Source organism: Streptomyces sp. HUAS ZL42, assembly GCF_040782645.1.
GTDB lineage: Bacteria > Actinomycetota > Actinomycetes > Streptomycetales > Streptomycetaceae > Streptomyces.
Window position 1 is genome coordinate 2,654,018 of the sequence record NZ_CP160403.1, and the last position, 17,619, is coordinate 2,671,636.

The window sequence follows — 17,619 nt, forward strand, 5'->3', positions numbered from 1 at the left end:
TCGAGTGAAAGGGCGGGCCCCCGGTTTCACCGGGGCCCGCCCTTTCTACATGCCCGCTCCGGGTGATCTGGCTGCTTCGCCCGACCACGCGGGGTCGACGACGAACACCCCGGGCGATGCCTCGTGGGAGGAACGCCGGATCCTTCCGGCCAACCACGTCGGCCAGCGGGTCTGCTCGTTCCAGCGCAGTCCGCCCAGCCTTGCTGTACCGAGATTGTCCGCGTACTCGAGATCCGCTCCTTCGAAACTGCTCGCCAGTTCCTCGAATTCCTGTTGGGCGTCAGCGAGGGCTTGGGCAAGGTCGAGGGAACGGACTCGAATTCGGTCGAGAACGACGTCGAGGTCGAGGTCGCGTGTCAGATCGAGGACGTGATCGAGGTCGAGAACTCCGTCGAAGACGCGAACCAGGTCGGATGCGAGGTCGGCGTCGAGAGTCAGGGCGAGTTCGAGCGCCAGATCCCGATCGAGCGCGCGCACCAGGTCGGAGGCCAGATCGAGGACGCGGGCACGGATCCGGTCCCGGGAGACCTTGACCGCCTCCAGGAGTTTCTCGGCCAGGTCGAGCGAGAGATTACGGACGGTGGACTGCGCGCGTCCGAGGGAGCGACCGTGCTCCAGAACACGAACGAGCCCCTGGTTGCGCACAAGTCCGGGGTCGAGGGCGACAGCTCGGTCACGGACCAGGTCCTGGACGAACTCGCGGAGGAGTTCACGCTTGAGAACGCGGGGATCCGGACGGTCGAGAACAACGGTGCCGGCCAGCACGTGGGCAAAGGTCTCGGCATCGACCTGGGCCCTGCGCATCGCCGCGGCGACCTCCTCGAGGTCGGTGCGGCAGTGGAGCCGTACCACGGCCGGCAGTTTCCTCAGGCGTCGCGCCGAATCAGGGAGTCGCAGGGGTGTCCGCACGAAGGCCACTGAACCGTCCTCTGGTACAGCGGGCGCGTGCGTCGCCGGTGGAGGCGTGAGTCTCTGCCTCGCCTGGAGCAGGGCTTCGGCTTCTTCGACGTGCCCTTGGCCTCCCGTGGCGTGGGGGGCGTCGAGTTCCGCCAGGGCGAGGTTGAACAGCGCCGACTGTGCCAGGGGATGGTGCGGACCGAGCGTCGCGGACGCCTTTTGAGCCGCGATGTCCAGCACGTCGGCCGACCTCTCCAGCCGTTCCTGATCGCCTGCCGCGAGCGCCGAGGCGAATTCGGCGCGCGCGAGGGTGATCAGGGCCGACAGCGAGGCGGGATGATCAGGACCGCGATGGCGCACCAACCGCCGTGCGGTGAGGGCCAGTGTGTTCACCAGCTCGTCTGCCGAGGTGTCGTCGCCCTGGCGACGGGCCACCTCGACCAGTACCGATTCGGTCAGCAGCCGGGTCTCGAGGTGATCGGGTGAGGCGCTGTCGGGGGCGTCAGGGCCGAGGTCGACCTGTCGAGCGGCGTTCCTGGCGCCGGTGAGATCACCGAGGCGCAGTTTGAGGGCCGCCAGATTCGCCAGCGTGCGGGCCTCGACGCCGTCCGGCGACCGGTCGGCCAGGTCATGTGTGCCCTGGACGACAGCTGTTGACAGAATGGTGATCGCTGCCGAGAGTTCTCCGCGGTCCGCGAGGGCGACCGCCAGTTCGTTCCGGACCTCCATGGGCAGTGACAGCGCTTCCGGGTCGAACATCACGCGAGACGCCACGTGCTCCAGCAGTGCGCGGGCCTCCTTGGCCAGTCCGAGTGCTTCGAGGAGGGCCGAGAGGTACGCGACGTCCTTGCCGAGCCCGGGACGGTGCGGCAGTTGTGCGTCACCGCGCAGTTCGGCTGTGACGGCCTCGAGGCGCTGCCGGTCCGCGGAGCTGCCGCGCAAGGCACCCTCGGCGCTGGTGATCGCCTGGCGCCAGAGGTCGGTCATGCCACGTCACCGCCCAACTGACGTTCGATGGCTTTCTTGGCGGCCAAGAACCTCAGCTCAGAGACCTGTGACGCGTCGAGCCATTGGCGCGCCGCCCACTTGTCGAGCATGTCGAACCACAACTCCACCGAACTCACCGCCGCCTGCATGGACCTGTCCTTGACCTGCCCACTGTCGCCGGCCTGCGAACTGGCTGGATGGACCTCGTCCATCAGGTGCCCGACATCGAAGTGGTCGAAGCGCCGCACGGCCTCCCCGATGGTGGCGGCGAAGAGAACGTTCGCCGCGCGATCTGCGGCAGCCCGGTCCGGCATCTGCTCCAGGAGGATGCCGACGACCAAGGGAGCTTGATCGTCCGGTGCCCCTTTGACCACTGGGCCTCCGGAGTATCCGGAGTAGTCACCCAGGAGTTGATACGCCGTCAGCTGGAGTGCCTGGATCCGTGCCCCGCTCTCGGAGACGTATTCCGTCGCGCCGTGGTCGACCTGACCCCGCAGATGTGCCTCCGTCCTCGCGGGGCGGTACGGCCCGTGCCAGGCGTCGCCGCTGTGGGCTTTACCGGAACGTGGGATCGAGGCTGTGACGCCGTACGAGCCGAGGATCATGACGAGAGCGAGGTCGGCGTGCCGGTCGCGCTGGCACACCTGGCCGGCGAGACGTGTGCCGTCTTCCAGAACGACGTCCACTCGCTCGTCCAGGGCTGTCATACCGCGCAGGCAGTGGAGTGCCGTGAGCACATAGCGGCGCGTCAGCAAGAACCCGCCGCCGAGCCGCTGTTGGGACTCGTACAGCTCGACCCAGTAGCCCGTGGCGCTCACGACGTCTCCGGGACCCGCTCGACAGTGAGGCTGACTTCGAAGGACGCCTCGGCCGACGCCTTGGACAGGATCACCCCGGCTTCCGCGGCGAGCGTCAGCCCGAAGGTCACCTCCATGCTGGTCACCTGCCAGCCGTCGCGGCGCGGGACCTGGGACAGAGACCTCTGGGCGATGGCCGAGGCCTGCACGATGGCCTGCTCCAGCTCGGCCGCCCGGTCGGCCAGGGGCGCACTGGTCCGCGTACGACTCGCGATCTGCCGACTCCCGGCAGCGTCCAAAGCAACTGTCTCGACGCGGATTTCGGCCATATGTGTCCCCCGAGCACATGGTGCTGTCGCACTCAATCAGCCTTGGCAGCGTAGCCAGTTGGAGCCTGGGACCGCGACCGATTCCGCACGAATTCACCCCTGCCCGAGGCTCAGCGCGGGCAGGACGCCGGGCACCGACGGCCGGCGGAGTGGATCAGCCGGCGACCGCCACGGGAAACCCCTCCGTGCGCCGCACCTGGCGGTCCGCGTCCACGGCGAACACCTCGCAACCCTGCCGCCCGGCGGCCCACTGCACGCCCTCGGCGCCCATCGCGAACGCCGCCGTCGCCACCGCGTCCGCCTCCGTCAGTGTCGGGGCGACGACGCTGATGCTGAGGAGCCCGGTGGCCGGACGTCCGGTGCGGCCGTCGATGATGTGGTCGCCGCGTTCGTACCGGGCGGAGGTGGCGATCGCGCCGTCGGTGAGGTCGAGGACGGTGCAGAGCCTGTCGGCCTGTTCGGGGTGGCGTACGCCCACGCGCCAGGGGCCGCCGGAGACGACCACGTCGCCCCCGGCGTTGAGGCAGAACCGCCGTGCGCCGGCCGCCGTCAGCAGCTCGGCCGCGCGCTGGACCGACCAGCCCTTGACGATCGCGCAGGGGTCCAGGCCCCGCCCCGGCAGCCGTACGTCGAAGGCGCCGCCGGTAGCGACCCGGTAGCGCTCGCAGAGGTCGAGGACCTCGGCGAGATCCGGGCTCACCCGGTCGATCTCTCCGCGGTCCAGCCGCGACACCTCGCTGTCCGCCTTGAACGGGCTGAACCGCTCGTCGACCTCGCGCAGCCAGGCGAACACGGCGTCCGCCGCCGCGCCGAAGTCGTCCTCGTCGTCGACCCGCAGCGAGACGGGGAACCCCATGACGTGTTCGACGCGGTGCACGTCAGGCACTCTTCGCGTCGATGGCGGCCTGGAGGGACTCCTTGTAGCCGTCGCTCGTGATCGTCGCGCCGGACACCGTGTCGATGTCCGCACTCTGCGCCTCGAGGGTCTGCGCGATCAGCTTCGGCACCGCAGCCGTCGTCTGCGGATGGTTCGGCTGCTTCAGCATCCTCACCGCGGTGATCTTGCCGTCGGCGAAGGTCACCTGGACCTGGACGTCACCCTTGCTGGTGGTGACGGTCGAGCCCTCGACGACCTGGGAGGCGGAGGACGCGGCAGCAGAGGCGGAGGCCGAGGGAGAGGCCGAGGCGGACGTCGCCCGCTCGTCGATGGCGGCCTGGAGGGACTCCTTGTAGCCGTCGCTCGTGATCGTCGCGCCGGACACCGTGTCGATGTCCGCACTCTGCGCCTCGAGGGTCTGCGCGATCAGCTTCGGCACCGCAGCCGTCGTCTGCGGATGGTTCGGCTGCTTCAGCATCCTCACCGCGGTGATCTTGCCGTCGGCGAAGGTCACCTGGACCTGGACGTCGCCCTTCTCGGTCTTGACGGCCGAGCCGGCGACGACCGTCGAACCGGCGGCAGTGGAGCCGGACGCGGAGGACGTGGCGGCCGGCTCGGCGGCCTGGGAGGTGGACGTCGTTCCGGTGGACGGCTCGTAGCGCCAGACCGGGATCAGGCCCGCGACGGACAGGACGAGGACGGGTATTGCTCGCTTCACGATGTCTCTCTCATCCCGCCAGGCTGAAGCGCTCGAAGTGGATCTGCGGCTTGGGCACGTCCAGTTCGCGCAGGCTGCCCAGCACCGCATTCATCATCGGGGGCGGGCCGCACAGGAAGACGTCCCGTTCGGCGATGTCCGGCACGAGCTTCACGAGCTCGCTCGGCGCCAGCCGGTCCGGCACGGGCGGGCCGGTCACCAGGTGCAGTTCGGCGCCCTTGGCGTGCGCGAGTTCGCGCAGCTCGTCGTAGAGGACCGCGTCCCGCTCCGCACCGACCCGGTAGATGACGACGGCGTGCCCGTGCAGCTCCTCCAGCAGGGCGCGGATGGGGGTGACGCCCACACCGCCGGCGATGAGCAGGGCCTCGGGCCTGGTGCGGTGCATCGTGGTGAAGGCGCCGTAGGGGCCCTCGGCGAACACACGGGTGCCGGGCTTCAGGTGGCGCAGACCGGCGCTGCCGGCACCGGCGGCCTTCGCGGTCAGCCTGAGCCGGGTGCCGTCCGGGGCCGCCGACAGGGAGAACGGGTTGGCCTGCCACCAGCGGTCCTTGGTCACGAACCGCCACAGGAAGAACTGGCCGGCCCTGGCAGGCAGCCGGTCGAGGTCGCGGCCGGTGATGTGGACGGAGACCACGTTGTCCGACTCGGGGACGACCGCCTCGACGCGCAGCTGGTGGCGCCAGTTCCGCCACAGCGGCAGGGCCAGCCGCCCGGCGAACACCGAGCCGAGGGCCACCGCCCACAGCGCGTACCAGTACGTCTTCGCCACGGACGACGAGGTGAAAGTCGTACCGACGGCCACCTGGTGCGTGAACGCCAGCACCACGGCGACGTAGGTGTAGAGGTGCACGAAGTGCCAGGTCTCGTACGCGAGATGGCGCCGCGCCCAGCGGGCCGAGGCGCCGCCGACGACCAGGATCAGGGCCATCGCGACGACCGCGCGCAGCACGCCCTCGACGGTCTCGGCGAGGTCGATCAGCTGGTTCACCGGGTCCATCGACGAGGACTCGGCGTAGCCGAAGGTGATGAAGACCACATGCCCGATCAGCGTCCACAGCAGGCCGAAGCCGGTCCAGCGGTGCCAGTTGGTCAGCCGGTCCATGCCGATGCGGCGGTCCAGCCAGGGCAGCCGGGCCACCAGCAGCAGCTGGAACGCCATCAGCAGCGCGCCGTACAGACCGGCCAGCCGGCCGAGCACGACGAGCGCGTTGGAGGCGAAGCCCGCCTGGACGAAGAAGAAGGTCACGACGGCCGCGTTGGCGGCGAGCACGGTGTGGAGGCCGGTGCGGGCCACCACCTTGGGACGTATCGCCGTGGGGGGCGCGGGGGGCGATTGGACGGTCGTCACGGACGGAAACTCCTTGATCGGGTCCTCAGGACACAGAGCTTCCCTGTCCGGAGCTGTCGATTTACTGTCGTGCAACTTTCAAGAGTTTATCGATCTGCACGCGCGTGAGACCGGCGTCTGGTGCCATGGGGCGCGTGACGCACTATGAGCGGGTGGAAAAAGTACGACTCCTCGTGGTGGACGACGACCCGCCCATCGCCGACCTGGTCGCGACGGTCGCCCGGTACGAGGGCTGGGACGCGGTCACCGCGAACTCGGGTGAGGAGGCGCTGCGCCGCGCCGCCGAGTTCCACCCGGACATCGTGGTGCTCGATCTGATGCTGCCCGACATCGACGGCTTCGGGGTCCTCGACCGGTTGCGGAACTCCGGCACGATGGTGCCGGTGGTGTTCCTCACCGCGCGCGACGGGGTCGCCGACCGGGTGGCGGGACTGACCCGCGGCGGGGACGACTACCTGGTCAAGCCGTTCGCGGTGGAGGAGCTGATGGCCCGGCTGCGGACCGTGCTGCGGCGCAGCGCCGGGCCCGGCTTCCAGCGGTCGGTCCTGCGGGTCGCGGACCTGACGATGGACGAGGACACCCGTGAGGTGCGGCGCGACGGGCAGCTGCTCACGCTGACCCCGACCGAGTACGAGGTGCTGCGCTACCTGATGCGCAGGTCGCCGACCGTGCTGACGAAGGCGCAGATCCTCGACCACGTCTGGGAGTACGGCTTCGGCGGCCGCTCCAACGTGGTCGAGCTGGTCGTCAGCCGGCTGCGGCGCAAGCTCGACGCGACGGGCGAGCCGCTGATCCACACCGTGCGCGGATTCGGGTACGTGATACGGCGGGCGGCCGAGTGATCGGCCGGCTGCGGCGCACCTACGGCAGACTGCGGCTCGGCACCCGGCTGGCGCTCGGCCTGGGCGCGCTGTCACTGGTGGTGTTCGCCGTGGTCGGCACGGCGCTGACGACGTACATGCGCGACTATCTGGAGCACCAGCTGGGCTACCAGCTGAAGGTCGTCCAGACCGTGCAGTCCAAGGACGCCGAGGCCAACGGCACGGTGACACAGAAGCCTTACTGGGGCTGGTTCACCGCGGTGTACGACGTGTCGGGCGACCAGGCCCTGCTGCGCAGGCCCGCCGACATCCCGCACGACACGCGCCCGCTCACCGCTCTCGCCCAGAGCATGGCGCACTCCGACACGGAGCTCCTGCGCACCGTGAAGATCGACGGGGAGGGCCTCTACCGGCTGCGGGCCTGTGCGGTCGAGCCCGGGGTGGTGCTGGTCAGCGCCGCACCCATGGACGAGATCCAGGACACCATCGACGAGCTGATCACGGTGCAGGTCGTCGCCTTCGGCCTGGCCCTGCTGGCGCTCGTGGTGTTCGGCCGCAGGATGCTGCGGCGCGGTCTGAAGCCGCTGAGCGACATGGCGCACACCGCCCACGGCATCACCTCGCACGACCTCACCGAGTCGGCGGCCCGGCTGCCGCTGCGGGCTTCCGGGCCCGGCGGCGGTCCGGAGGTCGAGGAGCTGCGGACCGCCTTCAACACCATGCTGGAGCACATCGACGACTCGCTCGCCGTGCGCGCGGAGGCCGAGCAGCGGCTGCGGCGGTTCGTCGCGGACGCCTCGCACGAGCTGCGCACGCCCCTGATGTCCGTACGGGGCTATGCGGACCTCTTCCAGTACGCGGCCGCCAACGCCCCCGAGGAACGCGACAAGCACCTGGCCCGGTTGCGCGCCGAGGCGGCCCGCATGGGCGTCCTCCTGGACGACCTGCTGCTGCTCGCCCGCCTGGACGCGGCGGAGGTGGAGACGCCGCTGCGGGTGGAGGACGCGGATCTCGTGCGGCTGGTCGGGGACGCGGCCGACGCGTTCCGCGCGGGCCACCCCGGCCATCCGCTGACGGTGACAGCCGGCCCGGCGGCACTGTGGCTGCGTCTGGACCCGCAGCGCATCCGGCAGGTTCTGGACAACCTCCTCACCAACGCGGCCGTCCACACTCCGGCGGGCACCCCGGTGACCGTGTCGGTCTCCGTCGCCGATTCCACGGCGGTGGTCGCGGTAGCCGACGCGGGCCCCGGCATTCCGCCCGAGGACCGGGAGCGGGTCTTCGACCGCTTCTACCGCGTCGACAAGGCCCGCAGCCGCGACCGCGGCGGCAGCGGCCTCGGCCTGTCGGTCGCCCGCTCACTGGTACGGGCACACGGCGGCACGCTCGAGCTGGGGGGCGGGGTGGCGGGGGCGACGGTGTTCACGGTGCGAATCCCGCTGGGCGGGGCGGCGAGCCGGTAACCGACGCCGGGCTCATTGGCCGTCGGCCGCGCGGGCATGAGGGCGCGCCGCCAGCACCGCCACGTCGTCCTCCGCGTGCCGCGCGTCGAGGCGGGCCAGGGCGGTGTCGAGGACGTCCTCGACACCCGCACCGGCGGTGAACCGGAGCCCGGCCAACCGTGCCAGGGACCGGTCGATGTCCTCGCCGCGCCGCTCGACGAGTCCGTCGGTGAACAGCATCAGGGTGCGGTCCGCGCCCCACTCGTACGTGGCGGGCTCGTAGCCGCCGAGCCCTGTGCCCAGCGGCGGCCCCGCCGGCACCGGCAGCAGCTCGGTGTCGCCCTGCGGGCCGATCGCCGCGGGCGGCAGATGGCCGGCGCTCGCCAGCGTCACCTGCCCGCGGACGGGATCGACGCGCGCGATCAGACAGGTGGCCGGCCGGCGGTCCTCCTCACCGGCGGCGATGTCGTCCAGCTGCCGCAGCACCCGGTGCGGCGGCAGGTCGGCGGCGGCGATGGAGCGCAGGGACGCCCGGTAGGCGGCCATGTCGACGGCGGCCTCCACACCGTGCCCCATCACGTCACCGACGACCAGCAGGGTGCGGCCGAAGTGGAGCCGGACGGTCTCGCACCAGTCGCCGCCCACCAGCGTGCTCTGCCCCACCGGCAGATGGCGGATCGCGACGTCCAGGTTCGGGTGCGGGCGGCCTGGCTCCGCGAGCAGGGCCCGCTGAAGATCCCCGGCGGTACGGCTGACCCGCTCGTGCTCCCGGGCGTGCCGGATGTGCGAGGCGGCGCGCTCGGCCAGGAAAGCGAGCCGTGCCGCCTCCGCCCGGGTGAAGGGCGGCCCCCGGCGGGCGCACACCAGCAGGCCGTAGCCGTGCTCGCGGGTGGCCAGCGGCACGCAGAGCGCGGGGCGGGCCCCGCCGACGGCCGGGTGCGTGATCCCGGGTTCCTCCGCCCACCGGGACGCCTCACCGGCCACCTCGCCGGCCCACCGCGCGTCGGGCAGCACGTCCGCGTCCCCGGCGACCGACTCGTACCCCGAGACGCCGCCGCCGGTGAGCCGCACGACCGCCGCCGCGCCGCCGGACTGCGCGACGGCCGCCCTCGTCAGCTCCGCGCAGGTCGTGCTCTCGTCCAGGGTCGTGCCGATGCCCGCCGCCGCGGATCGCAGCGCGTCCAGCCGGGACGTCGCGTCCTGACCGGGCGTGCCCGCGCGGGCGGGAACCCGCGCAGGTGCGGGTCTGCGTCGCTCCCGGATCCATCGCGCGAACCAGATCACCCTCAAAGCGTGACAAAAGCATCCCTGCCGCGCATAGGCCGCCCGCCGGCTCAGCCGAAGCTCGGCGTGCGGTACACCGTCACGTCACGCGCGAGCTCCCGGCTCGCCCGGACCGGGCGCCTCTCCCGGCTCGCCCGGACCGGGCGCCTACCCGCGCGCGGGCGCCGGGGTGGCGACCCGGCCGAACTCGGCGAGATGTGCCCGCAGGCGGTACCGGTGCCCACGGCTACGATCGGAGCCCGCCGAAGGCGGCCCGGCAGCGCAGCCGCACGGGTTCCGGCACGGGCGGCAGCGCCGTCACCTCGCCGTCCGAGATGACGGCGGTGAGCCGCTCGAAGGCGGAGAGCAGCGAGCCCGACAGTCCGCCCTCGTCGCCGAAGGTGGCGAGCGTCTCGTCGTACGCGTAGTAGGGCCGGTACGGGATCTCGACTCTGCCCCAGTAATCGGCCGCGCCCTTGCCGCTCAGCCCTGTCACCACACCGTCGAAGGCTTCCCTGGCCGCCGCCCGTGCCGCGTCGGCCAGCTCCTTCTCGCCGTCGTCGACCCGCATGGGTACGGGCAGCACCCTTATGGCGCGCCGGAGGTGGTGCTGCGCCACGCTGTGGGCCACGGAGGCCGCGCCTTCCAGGGACTGGCGGTTGAGCGTGAAGCAGTCCACCAGTACGTCGGGCATCAGGACGGTGCAGATGTCCGCGATGTCGGACAGGCCGGTCCGGCTGTCGATGAGCACGTAGTCGTACGTCGCCCTCATGTCGTCGCGCAGCGCATCCAGAAACACGCCGCCGCCGAGCCGGTCGTAGAAGTTGTCCCAGTCGAACATGCCCACCGTCGCGCCGTAGGCGCGGTCCTGTCGCCCGGCGGAGAGGAGGTCGAGCGACCCGCCGTCCGTGAACGGCGCGCCCAGGAGCGCGGGGTCCACGGACAGCGCGTGGGGTTCGACGCTGGCGTACGCGAGATGCCAGGAGTCGGTCCGAGGGCCGTTGCCGCCGGTGACAGCCGCCCAGGAGTAGTCCTGGAGAAGGTCGATGACACCGGCGGTGGCGGCCAGCCCGCCCGGATCGAGGAACGGGTGGAAGTAGCGGTGCAGCCCGGGGGCCTCCAGGTCCCAGTCGACGGCGAGGACGCGCTTGCCGTTGGCAGCGAGGATCCACGCGGTGTTGGCCAGAGCCATGGTGCGTCCGACGCCGCCCTTGTAGGAGTAGAAGGTCACGATGCGGCCGGGCCGTGCGTGCGTCATGACTCCCCCTCACGGCCGAACCCCAAGTCCGAGAAGAGGTCGGGATCCACCAGGCGGGGCCGGGGAGCGTGCGGGCCGGGAGGCGGCTGGGCCTGCGCATGCTTGAAGTACTGCCGGGTGGCGTGGGCCACGACGGCGGGGAGCACGCTGGTGAAGGCCTCGAGGGTGGGTACGCCGTTGACGGCGATCCGCACGTCGGTACGGCGCCCCCGATCCGTGATACGCGGAAGCGTCCGCTCCATTTCCTCGATGAGTCCGCGACCGTCCTCGCCGTGGTTCTGCAGATCCGAACGGTTCCAGGGGACGATCACACTCACCCAGGGCCGGGAGTTCGCGTCGTAGGCCTGGAGCCTGCGCCTGCGCTCCTCGTCGGCGAGGGCCCAGCGGTCCATCAGGAGGATGCCGGGGCGGAGGGACTCCGCCTCCGCGTCCCCGGACTCTCCGTCTTCGTCGACGGGCTCGTCGTCGAAGGAGGAGACGGTGACGCGGTAGTCGAGGGACCGGACGAGGTCCTCCGCGAGGTTCACCAGCGGGCGACTGGACTCCGAGTAGTACGGGTTCCAGTCCTGGGCTTCCTCACCGTACGGCCGTACGTCCCGCTCGTCCGGGATGCTGTCCCGGGTAGGTGCGGCCACGACCAGGTGGATGCTCCGCGGGCCCTCACCTCGCGGTTTGAAGGCGCTCGGGGTGGTCTCGTACGTCCGTGGACGGCTGGGCGGCAGGGGCGAGTCGCTCGCGACCTCCACGATGCGCTGGGCCAGCCGGAAGACGACCTCCTCGTACTCGTCACGCAGCCTGCGCAGCTTGATCAGGCCGTAGATGCCGTTGGTCGCGTAGCGATCACCGAAGCTCGCGGGATCGAGGTGGATGTGTCGCACCGAGTCGGGAAGGTCGGTGAAGTCGACACGAGTCCACAGCGCGGGAACGATCACGGAGCCGGCACCGGCACCAGTCGCTCTCGCCCGCAGCACTCGCTCGTTGAACGCGAACCATTCCCTGCCGCACATCTCGCTCGAGAAGTAGCGCGGGGAGAACAAGGGCACCAGCACACGGCAGTTCGCGAGGTTCTCACTGAGCTTGTCCGGCCATCCCTCGCCCGACCGCATTTCCCGGTCCATGAAGCCGGCCGGTGCACCGGCCGGCAGGTCGGTGAGCTGATAGATGTGATTGCACAGGTCCTGGAAGAAGACGTTCACCCAGTGATCGGGATCGCCGGCGCCCGGACCCCAGGGCGGAGTGTGGGCGTAACTCAGGAAGAAGTACGGCCGGTTGTCCGGATACCGTTCGCGATGCCAAGTGTCCACGACCCGTTCCCGTCCCGTCAGCGGCGGCCGGTCCCCCGCCGGCAGTCCCAGCAGCTCCAGCGTCCGGCGTCTCGCGTGGGCAAACGCCCGCTCTCCGGCCGGGTGTTGCGCGCTGCCCTGCGGGTCGTACGCTACCGCAGGCAGCCGGCCCGGCCGCTCCGCCCGTTCCAGGGCACGGTCCATCCGCCGCACCTCGTACACCGTCAGTTCCCGCTCCAGCCGCGACCGCACGTCGTCCGGCACGACCAGCTCGACCGGCCCGTCCCCTGCCGCGTCGATCGCGAAGAGCCCGCTGGTGAGCAGCTCGGCCACATCGGCCACGGTGGCCCGCGGGACCAGTTCCTGGCGGATCAGGTGGAGCAGGCCCATGCCCAGCCGACCGAACGGGGCACACAGGACCGCGAGTTGCGCCGCCGCCGGGGACGCCGTCCGCAGGAACCCCTCGGCGGTGACCCCGCCGGCGTGTTCGCGGGGGCGACCACCCAGCCGTCCACCGCGGGGCACCAGCACGGCTCCGCATCCCTCGGGGTCGCCCCGCATAAGGGTGCGGGACCAGCGGTCCAGGGAGTGCGGCGAAGTCGACAGCACCGGGACGGGCAGCCAGGCGCCGGTGTCCCCGGCCGGGTCGGCGTCCGGCAGCAGCGGCGGCGGTTCGAAGGCCAGGTGCAGGTTGTCCGAGCCGGGGGCGCCGGGCCGCACACGCACGGACGGCAGGTCGAGGGCGGTCCTTCGCCAGAGCTTCGGGGGGAGCGGGTTGAGCAGGGCGACCGGTGTCGTCAGCGACCAGGAGCGGATCCTGCGCCATACCTCCGGCTCCCGCCAGCCCGGTGCGGCACAGTCGGAGACCACGACGACCAGCCGGCGCGCGTCGGGGGAACGCGGTTCGCCCGGTCCGGTCAGCCTGCCCAGTCCGTCGCGGAGTTCGGGCCCCTCGTCACCGAAGGCGAGTTCGCGCACCTGAAGGGTGCGGAAGGCCCCGAGGCGGTTCAGGACGGCTGTGAAGTCGTCGATGAGGTCCTGCCACACCCGCATGGCAGGAGAGCGGTCGACGACCAGGACCAGGCCGAACCAGCGCTCGGGGGCCGGCCGGAAGACGGGGATCAGCTCACCGCTGCGAGCGTAGCCGTCGACGGTGGCATCGACGTCGAGGGCGGATCTGCGGCCCCGGGGCCACGGCCGTTTCCAGGGCCTCAGGGCACGGGTCACCTCTTGGGCCAGCGGCAGTCCCGCTCCCCGCGGAGCGGCCACGGCAGCACCGGCGACGTGGTCACTCGCCCCGGCGAGGCGTTCGTGGAGGGCCCGACCGGGCTGCCGAGCGGTCGCCGGGCCGGAGCCGCCCTCGTCCGTGCCGGTCGCGGACGGCGGTACGGAGGTCCCGGCTGCCGGCGGCTCGGGCGAGGATCCTGCGGGCGTGCCCTCCGGAGGGGTGCCCATCCGCGCGGCCAGCCAGAGCACCTCGGCCAGCGTGGTGCCGTCCAGATCGGGCGCGACGGCGTCGAGCGCGCGCACCACGCGCCCCAGTGGGTCCGACGAGCCCGGGGGGTCAAGGTCAGGCACGGGACAGCTCGCGCAGAACCAGTTCCACGACCTCCCGCCGGTCGGCGTCGGTGAGGGCCGAGCCGCCGGTCAGCAGGTGCACGGCGTTCAGCAACTGGTCGACGGCGAGGCTCCCGCCCGCCGTGACCCGGGTGACGAATTCCTCAACGAGGTGGTCCACCACCGGTGCCTGTCCGGCGTCCGACACGACACCCAGATGGGCCTCGACCACTGCCCGCAGCGCCTCGGCCGTGGGCCTCGGCATGGTGAAGCGGATGCATCGACGCAGGAAGGCCGCGGGGAAGTCGCGCTCGCCGTTGCTGGTCATCACGATGAACGGGAACTGGTCGCACTGCACCCGGCCTCGTTCGATCGCGGTGTGCACGTCGCTGCGCCACTCGCGCACCCGTACCACGTCCTCGGTGTAGCGTCCGAGTTCGGGAATTTCGTACACACCGCGCTCCAGCACGTCGAGCAGGTCACTGGGCAGATCCAGGTCGCTCTTGTCGATCTCGTCGATCAGCAGCGCCCTGGGCCGGGGCGAGGGGAGCAACGCGGTGCCCAGCGGCCCCAGTTGGAGGAACGGAGCGATGTCGTCACCGCCGTCCGGCAGACGCTGGGCGTGGATGCGGCCGAGGGCGTCGTAGCGGTACAGCGCCTCGGTGAGGGTGCTGCGCGAGGTGATGTGCCAGCGCAGGGGGTCGCCCAACTTCAGTTCGGCCGCGACCTGCTCGATCACCGTGGACTTCCCGGAGCCCGCCGGACCGGTCACCAGCAGGGGACGGCGCAGTGCCAGCGCCGCGTTCACCGCAGTGGTCAGTCCTGGCGGCGGCTGGAACTGCCGGTGCAGGTTCTGCCGGGGGAAGCTGCGCCAGGGCGGCGGGTCGCCGAGTTCGACCTCGCGCGGGACACCGTCCCCGACGTAGTAGGGCTGCCAGGTCATGTGGAGATCTCCCCCTTGGTGACGAACCCCTCGAACCAGTCGCAGAAGTCGAGCCATTCCGTGTCGTGCCAGATGCTCCGCAGCAGCGCCAGATGCTCGTGGCCGTCGGGGCCCTTCCGGGTGCCCGACGCCCAGCTGTTGCGGTAGGCCTCGCTGAACTCCGCAGGCAGCAGATGCCAGTACCGGTCCAGGGTGTCCGTGCAGGCGTCGGGCATCCCTCCCTCGGCGTCGGACCACAACACGATCGGCACGTGTTTCAGCAGCAACTCCATGACGTGCCTGATCCGCTCTGGCCGGTGCCGCAGGCCCACCGCCCGGGTGTAGGCACCGCGTTCGAGTCGCGCCTCCAGTTCTTTCGGGCGTCCCGTCTCCTGCCGGTCCAGCCAGTCGACCGGCGCGCGTCCGGTTCCGCACCCGTTCATGTCGGCGAGTCTCTCCCGCGCGTCCTCGTTGATCCAATACATGTGCTCCGGCGGGCGCATCCGCTCGCTCCAGCGCAGCACGACGTCGTGCATCAGCCCCAGCCGTCGGCCGTAGCTCGTCTCCTCGGGCCGCCATTCGAGCAGCAGCGAGGCGGGCGCGGCCACCTCGACCCGGCACAACGGCCCCATCGGTCTGCTCTCCTTCCAGGCCCACTTGAGCACGTCCCCCAGCTTCTGCTCCACGCCGGGCCGGCTCGGGGCGCACTCGAAGTCCTTCTGGGCGCAGACGTCCCCGCGGTCCAGGAGGAACGCCTGCAGCGTCTCGGGCCACAGGTCGCCCAGCGAGGCGTGCAGACTCACGACCAGTCGCAGCCGGTTGCGGCGGTCGCGCCTGCGCAGGGACGCGAAGGCGTCGTCGAACTCCACCTTGGCGTCCACGGCGTCCCGCCATGCCATGAGCTCAGGGATGTCCTTGGCCAGTCCGTCCTCCACTGCGAGCTCGGCGACGAAGGCCGCCGGGCGGGCGATGGGTGTCTCGCCCTGCCGTTGCGCACGGAACCGCAGGTACTCGACCGCATCGCGCAGCAGGTCCCTCCCACTGGTGTGCGGCGCCGGCTCAGCGCACCGGCCCGCAGCACGCCACAGCGCCCCACGCAGCCGCCCGGACGTCAGATGGCCGCCCGGCCAGGAGTTGAGCAGCTGGACCGTGCGCAGCACGTCGCGCAGGCCGTCGACCACGCCCAGGGCCTCTTCGGGTGCGGCACGCTCGCGCAGTGTCGCGCGCAGCCGGTCGAGTACGTCGGCACCGCTGACGGGCCCCGTCAGCAGCGCCGATCCGCCCAGCGGGGCCAGGGTCCGTTCCAGTTCCTCGAGGCCGATCGGCCCGAGGCGCGATCCGGCCCGCACGAGATGGCTGGGGTTGCGGGACACCCACGGCCGTTCACCGAAACGCGTGCCGACGAACTGCACCAGGTGCGCGTCCTGACCGGGCACCTCATCCCGTACGGCTTCGAAGAGCGCGTCCGGGAACAGGAATTCGCCGGCACCGACCACCCCCTGTTCCAGCACCCGGACGACCCCGCGCGAGAACGCCAGTCCGTGCGCCTCCTGCGCGGCGCCGACCGCCATCAGGAGCGACAGCCGGGTCGCGCCGTCGCGCACTCCCGCGTCGACTGCGCCCAGGTCGGGCGTCGCTCCGCCGGCGTGGCAGGTGTCGACGAGAGCGACGAGCCCGGCGAGACCGGGCGTTTCAAGGGCCCGCTCCAGTGCTTCCGCCACATTGACGGCGGAACCGGTCTCGTCGCACCGGGAGTCGGCGGCCATCAGGAAGAGCCTTGGGTTCTTGCCGGAGGTGATGCCATGGCCGAGGAAGGCGACGACGAGCAGCGCCCCGCTCTCCCCGGCGCGTCGGGCGGCACCCCGGACGGCCGCCTCGATGTCGGCCTGGCCCGCGGACGTGCCGTACAGCAGGGCCGACTCGACGTCCGGGGTGCCCGTGCAAGCTCCCCGCCATTCGTCGGTGAGCGCGTCCCGCAGGCCTCGTGCCACATCCTCCAGTCCGTGGAGGTCTCCCAGATCCGCGCACTGCGGCGCGATGACCAGAGCGTGTCGGGGCGGGGGCGGGGCGGTCATGGCTTCGTGACCACCTCAATGGCCTCGACTACGGGTCCGGCGGCGCCCGGTTGCGCCAGGTACTTCATCGCGGGATGCACCCAGGCCCCGTCCGAGTCGACACGTCTGGTGTCGGGCAGTACGGACCGGTCGTTGGGTTCGAAGAACTTCTCCAGCATCGGGCGGCCGACTATGAGGTCGTCGCGGTCCCAGACGTTCACCCATTTCGCAACCGCGCCGGGCACGCGTGGCGGCTGGGGGCGCGTGCGCCGTCCCACCATGGCGCGCAGGCCCAACGGGGAGCCGAGGGTGAGGAGGAGCGGTATCTCGCCCCGGTAGTCGGAGAGAGCCTCCAGGGCGACCACGGTGCCCAGGGAGTGCGCGACGAGGACAGTGGGCAACGCGGGGTCGAGCGCTTCGCTCACGCGTCGGCGCACCCTGGCATCGAGGGTCCGGCCCGTCGCGTCCGCTTCTCCCCGCGCCAAATACCGTGTGACCTGGGTCAGATGACCCACCATGAGCCGGGCGCTCGCCCACCTGCCGAACGTCCGCAGCCCGGGGACCGCCAAGAGGGTGTTGGCGGCGCTGAGCACCTGCCGGGCCACCGAACCGGAACCCTGTGCCTGCCCGTCCGGGGCGAGTTGCGCCCGTGCGTGGTGCAGCACCCGGGCCTCGCCGTCGTCTTCCGCGTGCTCGGCCAACCGCAGGTCGATCGCCTCGCGCAGTAGAGCATGTGCGTCGTCGAAGCGGGCGTCCTCCGCCTCCCCGCCGCCCTGTGCCTCCGGGGCCGCGAACAGATCGCCGTAGTAGGCGAACCGCGCGTCCGCCGTCGCGCCCCGCACCAGCCCGGGCACCCGCGTGGCATGCCCTGCGGCGAGCGCGCCGTCGGCCAAGGCGCCGAGCCAGCGGCCGAGTTCGGCAGCGGGATCGCGCGGCCCTCCGACCCCGTGCACGAACACCAGACGCGGCTTCATGGCCCCCCCGGAGTAAAGCTGCGCCCGCGTCCGGGGCGCATCACGAGCATAGCGACGAGCGATGCGGTGCGTCGCCGTCCGGGCTGGGTCAA

At 71.4% G+C, this 17,619-nt stretch carries 13 protein-coding genes and 1 pseudogene; 2 read left to right on the forward strand and 12 right to left on the reverse strand.

Annotation, left to right across the window (positions count from 1 at the left end; genetic code table 11):
- Window positions 1–45 precede the first annotated feature (45 nt).
- The 6 genes from ABZO29_RS12220 to ABZO29_RS12245 all read right to left on the reverse strand — a co-directional run bounded on the left by ABZO29_RS12220 (window position 46) and on the right by ABZO29_RS12245 (window position 5,953).
- Window positions 46–1,884 carry a hypothetical protein gene (locus tag ABZO29_RS12220; protein WP_367320199.1) on the reverse strand — a complete coding sequence of 613 codons (1,839 nt, stop codon included), beginning with the start codon at window positions 1,882–1,884 and terminating at the stop codon, window positions 46–48.
- A complete protein-coding gene (locus tag ABZO29_RS12225) occupies window positions 1,881–2,702 on the reverse strand; it encodes a serine protease (protein ID WP_367320200.1) in 822 nt (273 codons plus the stop codon). Before ABZO29_RS12225 ends, ABZO29_RS12220 begins: the two co-directional genes overlap by 4 nt.
- Complete coding sequence (locus ABZO29_RS12230; protein ID WP_367320201.1) at window positions 2,699–3,010, reverse strand: CU044_2847 family protein; 312 nt, start codon at window positions 3,008–3,010, stop codon at window positions 2,699–2,701. The genes ABZO29_RS12225 and ABZO29_RS12230 overlap by 4 nt, the downstream gene beginning before the upstream one ends.
- 154 nt (window positions 3,011–3,164) lie before the next feature.
- Entirely contained in the window at window positions 3,165–3,887 is a 723-nt protein-coding gene (locus tag ABZO29_RS12235) for an FAD:protein FMN transferase (protein ID WP_367320202.1), read from the reverse strand.
- Window position 3,888: 1 nt separating this feature from the next.
- Window positions 3,889–4,605, reverse strand: coding sequence for an FMN-binding protein (locus ABZO29_RS12240; RefSeq protein WP_367320203.1), 717 nt, complete (start codon window positions 4,603–4,605; stop codon window positions 3,889–3,891).
- Window positions 4,606–4,615: 10 nt separating this feature from the next.
- On the reverse strand, window positions 4,616–5,953 hold the full coding sequence (locus tag ABZO29_RS12245) for a ferric reductase-like transmembrane domain-containing protein (protein ID WP_367320204.1): 1,338 nt from the start codon (window positions 5,951–5,953) through the stop codon (window positions 4,616–4,618).
- A gap of 152 nt (window positions 5,954–6,105) precedes the next feature.
- Between ABZO29_RS12245 and ABZO29_RS12250 the strand changes: the two genes are divergently transcribed.
- Window positions 6,106–6,795, forward strand: coding sequence for a response regulator transcription factor (locus ABZO29_RS12250; RefSeq protein ID WP_367320205.1), 690 nt, complete (start codon window positions 6,106–6,108; stop codon window positions 6,793–6,795).
- Complete coding sequence (locus ABZO29_RS12255) at window positions 6,792–8,237, forward strand: sensor histidine kinase (protein ID WP_367320206.1); 1,446 nt, start codon at window positions 6,792–6,794, stop codon at window positions 8,235–8,237. The genes ABZO29_RS12250 and ABZO29_RS12255 overlap by 4 nt, the downstream gene beginning before the upstream one ends.
- 12 nt (window positions 8,238–8,249) lie before the next feature.
- On the opposite strand, the gene ABZO29_RS12260 is transcribed toward ABZO29_RS12255, so the two are convergent.
- The 6 genes and pseudogenes from ABZO29_RS12260 to ABZO29_RS12285 form a co-directional block, all read right to left on the reverse strand.
- The gene (locus ABZO29_RS12260) at window positions 8,250–9,500 is read right to left on the reverse strand and encodes a PP2C family protein-serine/threonine phosphatase (protein WP_367320207.1); all 1,251 of its coding nucleotides are present in this window, start codon (window positions 9,498–9,500) and stop codon (window positions 8,250–8,252) included.
- A gap of 244 nt (window positions 9,501–9,744) precedes the next feature.
- Window positions 9,745–10,737 (reverse strand): annotated as a pseudogene (locus ABZO29_RS12265) (AAA family ATPase); the annotation flags it as partial.
- Window positions 10,734–13,553: a TIR-like protein FxsC gene (locus ABZO29_RS12270; protein WP_367320208.1), complete on the reverse strand. Its 2,820-nt coding sequence runs from the start codon at window positions 13,551–13,553 to the stop codon at window positions 10,734–10,736. The pseudogene ABZO29_RS12265 and the gene ABZO29_RS12270, both read right to left, overlap by 4 nt.
- Before the next feature lie 37 nt (window positions 13,554–13,590).
- Entirely contained in the window at window positions 13,591–14,520 is a 930-nt protein-coding gene (locus ABZO29_RS12275; RefSeq protein ID WP_367320209.1) for an AAA family ATPase, read from the reverse strand.
- Window positions 14,517–16,574: a hypothetical protein gene (locus ABZO29_RS12280; RefSeq protein ID WP_367320210.1), complete on the reverse strand. Its 2,058-nt coding sequence runs from the start codon at window positions 16,572–16,574 to the stop codon at window positions 14,517–14,519. Before ABZO29_RS12280 ends, ABZO29_RS12275 begins: the two co-directional genes overlap by 4 nt.
- Window positions 16,571–17,527, reverse strand: a complete 957-nt coding sequence (locus ABZO29_RS12285; protein WP_367320211.1) for an alpha/beta hydrolase — start codon at window positions 17,525–17,527, stop codon at window positions 16,571–16,573. Before ABZO29_RS12285 ends, ABZO29_RS12280 begins: the two co-directional genes overlap by 4 nt.
- Window positions 17,528–17,619: the final 92 nt, after the last annotated feature.

What these genes read in the sequence shown, in the direction of transcription:
- ABZO29_RS12220 (WP_367320199.1), bottom strand. Translation starts at nt 1,884, where the DNA reads ATGACCGACCTCTGGCGCCAGGCGATCACCAGCGCCGAGGGTGCCTTG.
- ABZO29_RS12230 (WP_367320201.1), bottom strand. Translation starts at nt 3,010, where the DNA reads ATGGCCGAAATCCGCGTCGAGACAGTTGCTTTGGACGCTGCCGGGAGT.
- ABZO29_RS12275 (WP_367320209.1), bottom strand. Translation starts at nt 14,520, where the DNA reads ATGACCTGGCAGCCCTACTACGTCGGGGACGGTGTCCCGCGCGAGGTC.
- ABZO29_RS12280 (WP_367320210.1), bottom strand. Translation starts at nt 16,574, where the DNA reads ATGACCGCCCCGCCCCCGCCCCGACACGCTCTGGTCATCGCGCCGCAG.
- ABZO29_RS12285 (WP_367320211.1), bottom strand. Translation starts at nt 17,527, where the DNA reads ATGAAGCCGCGTCTGGTGTTCGTGCACGGGGTCGGAGGGCCGCGCGAT.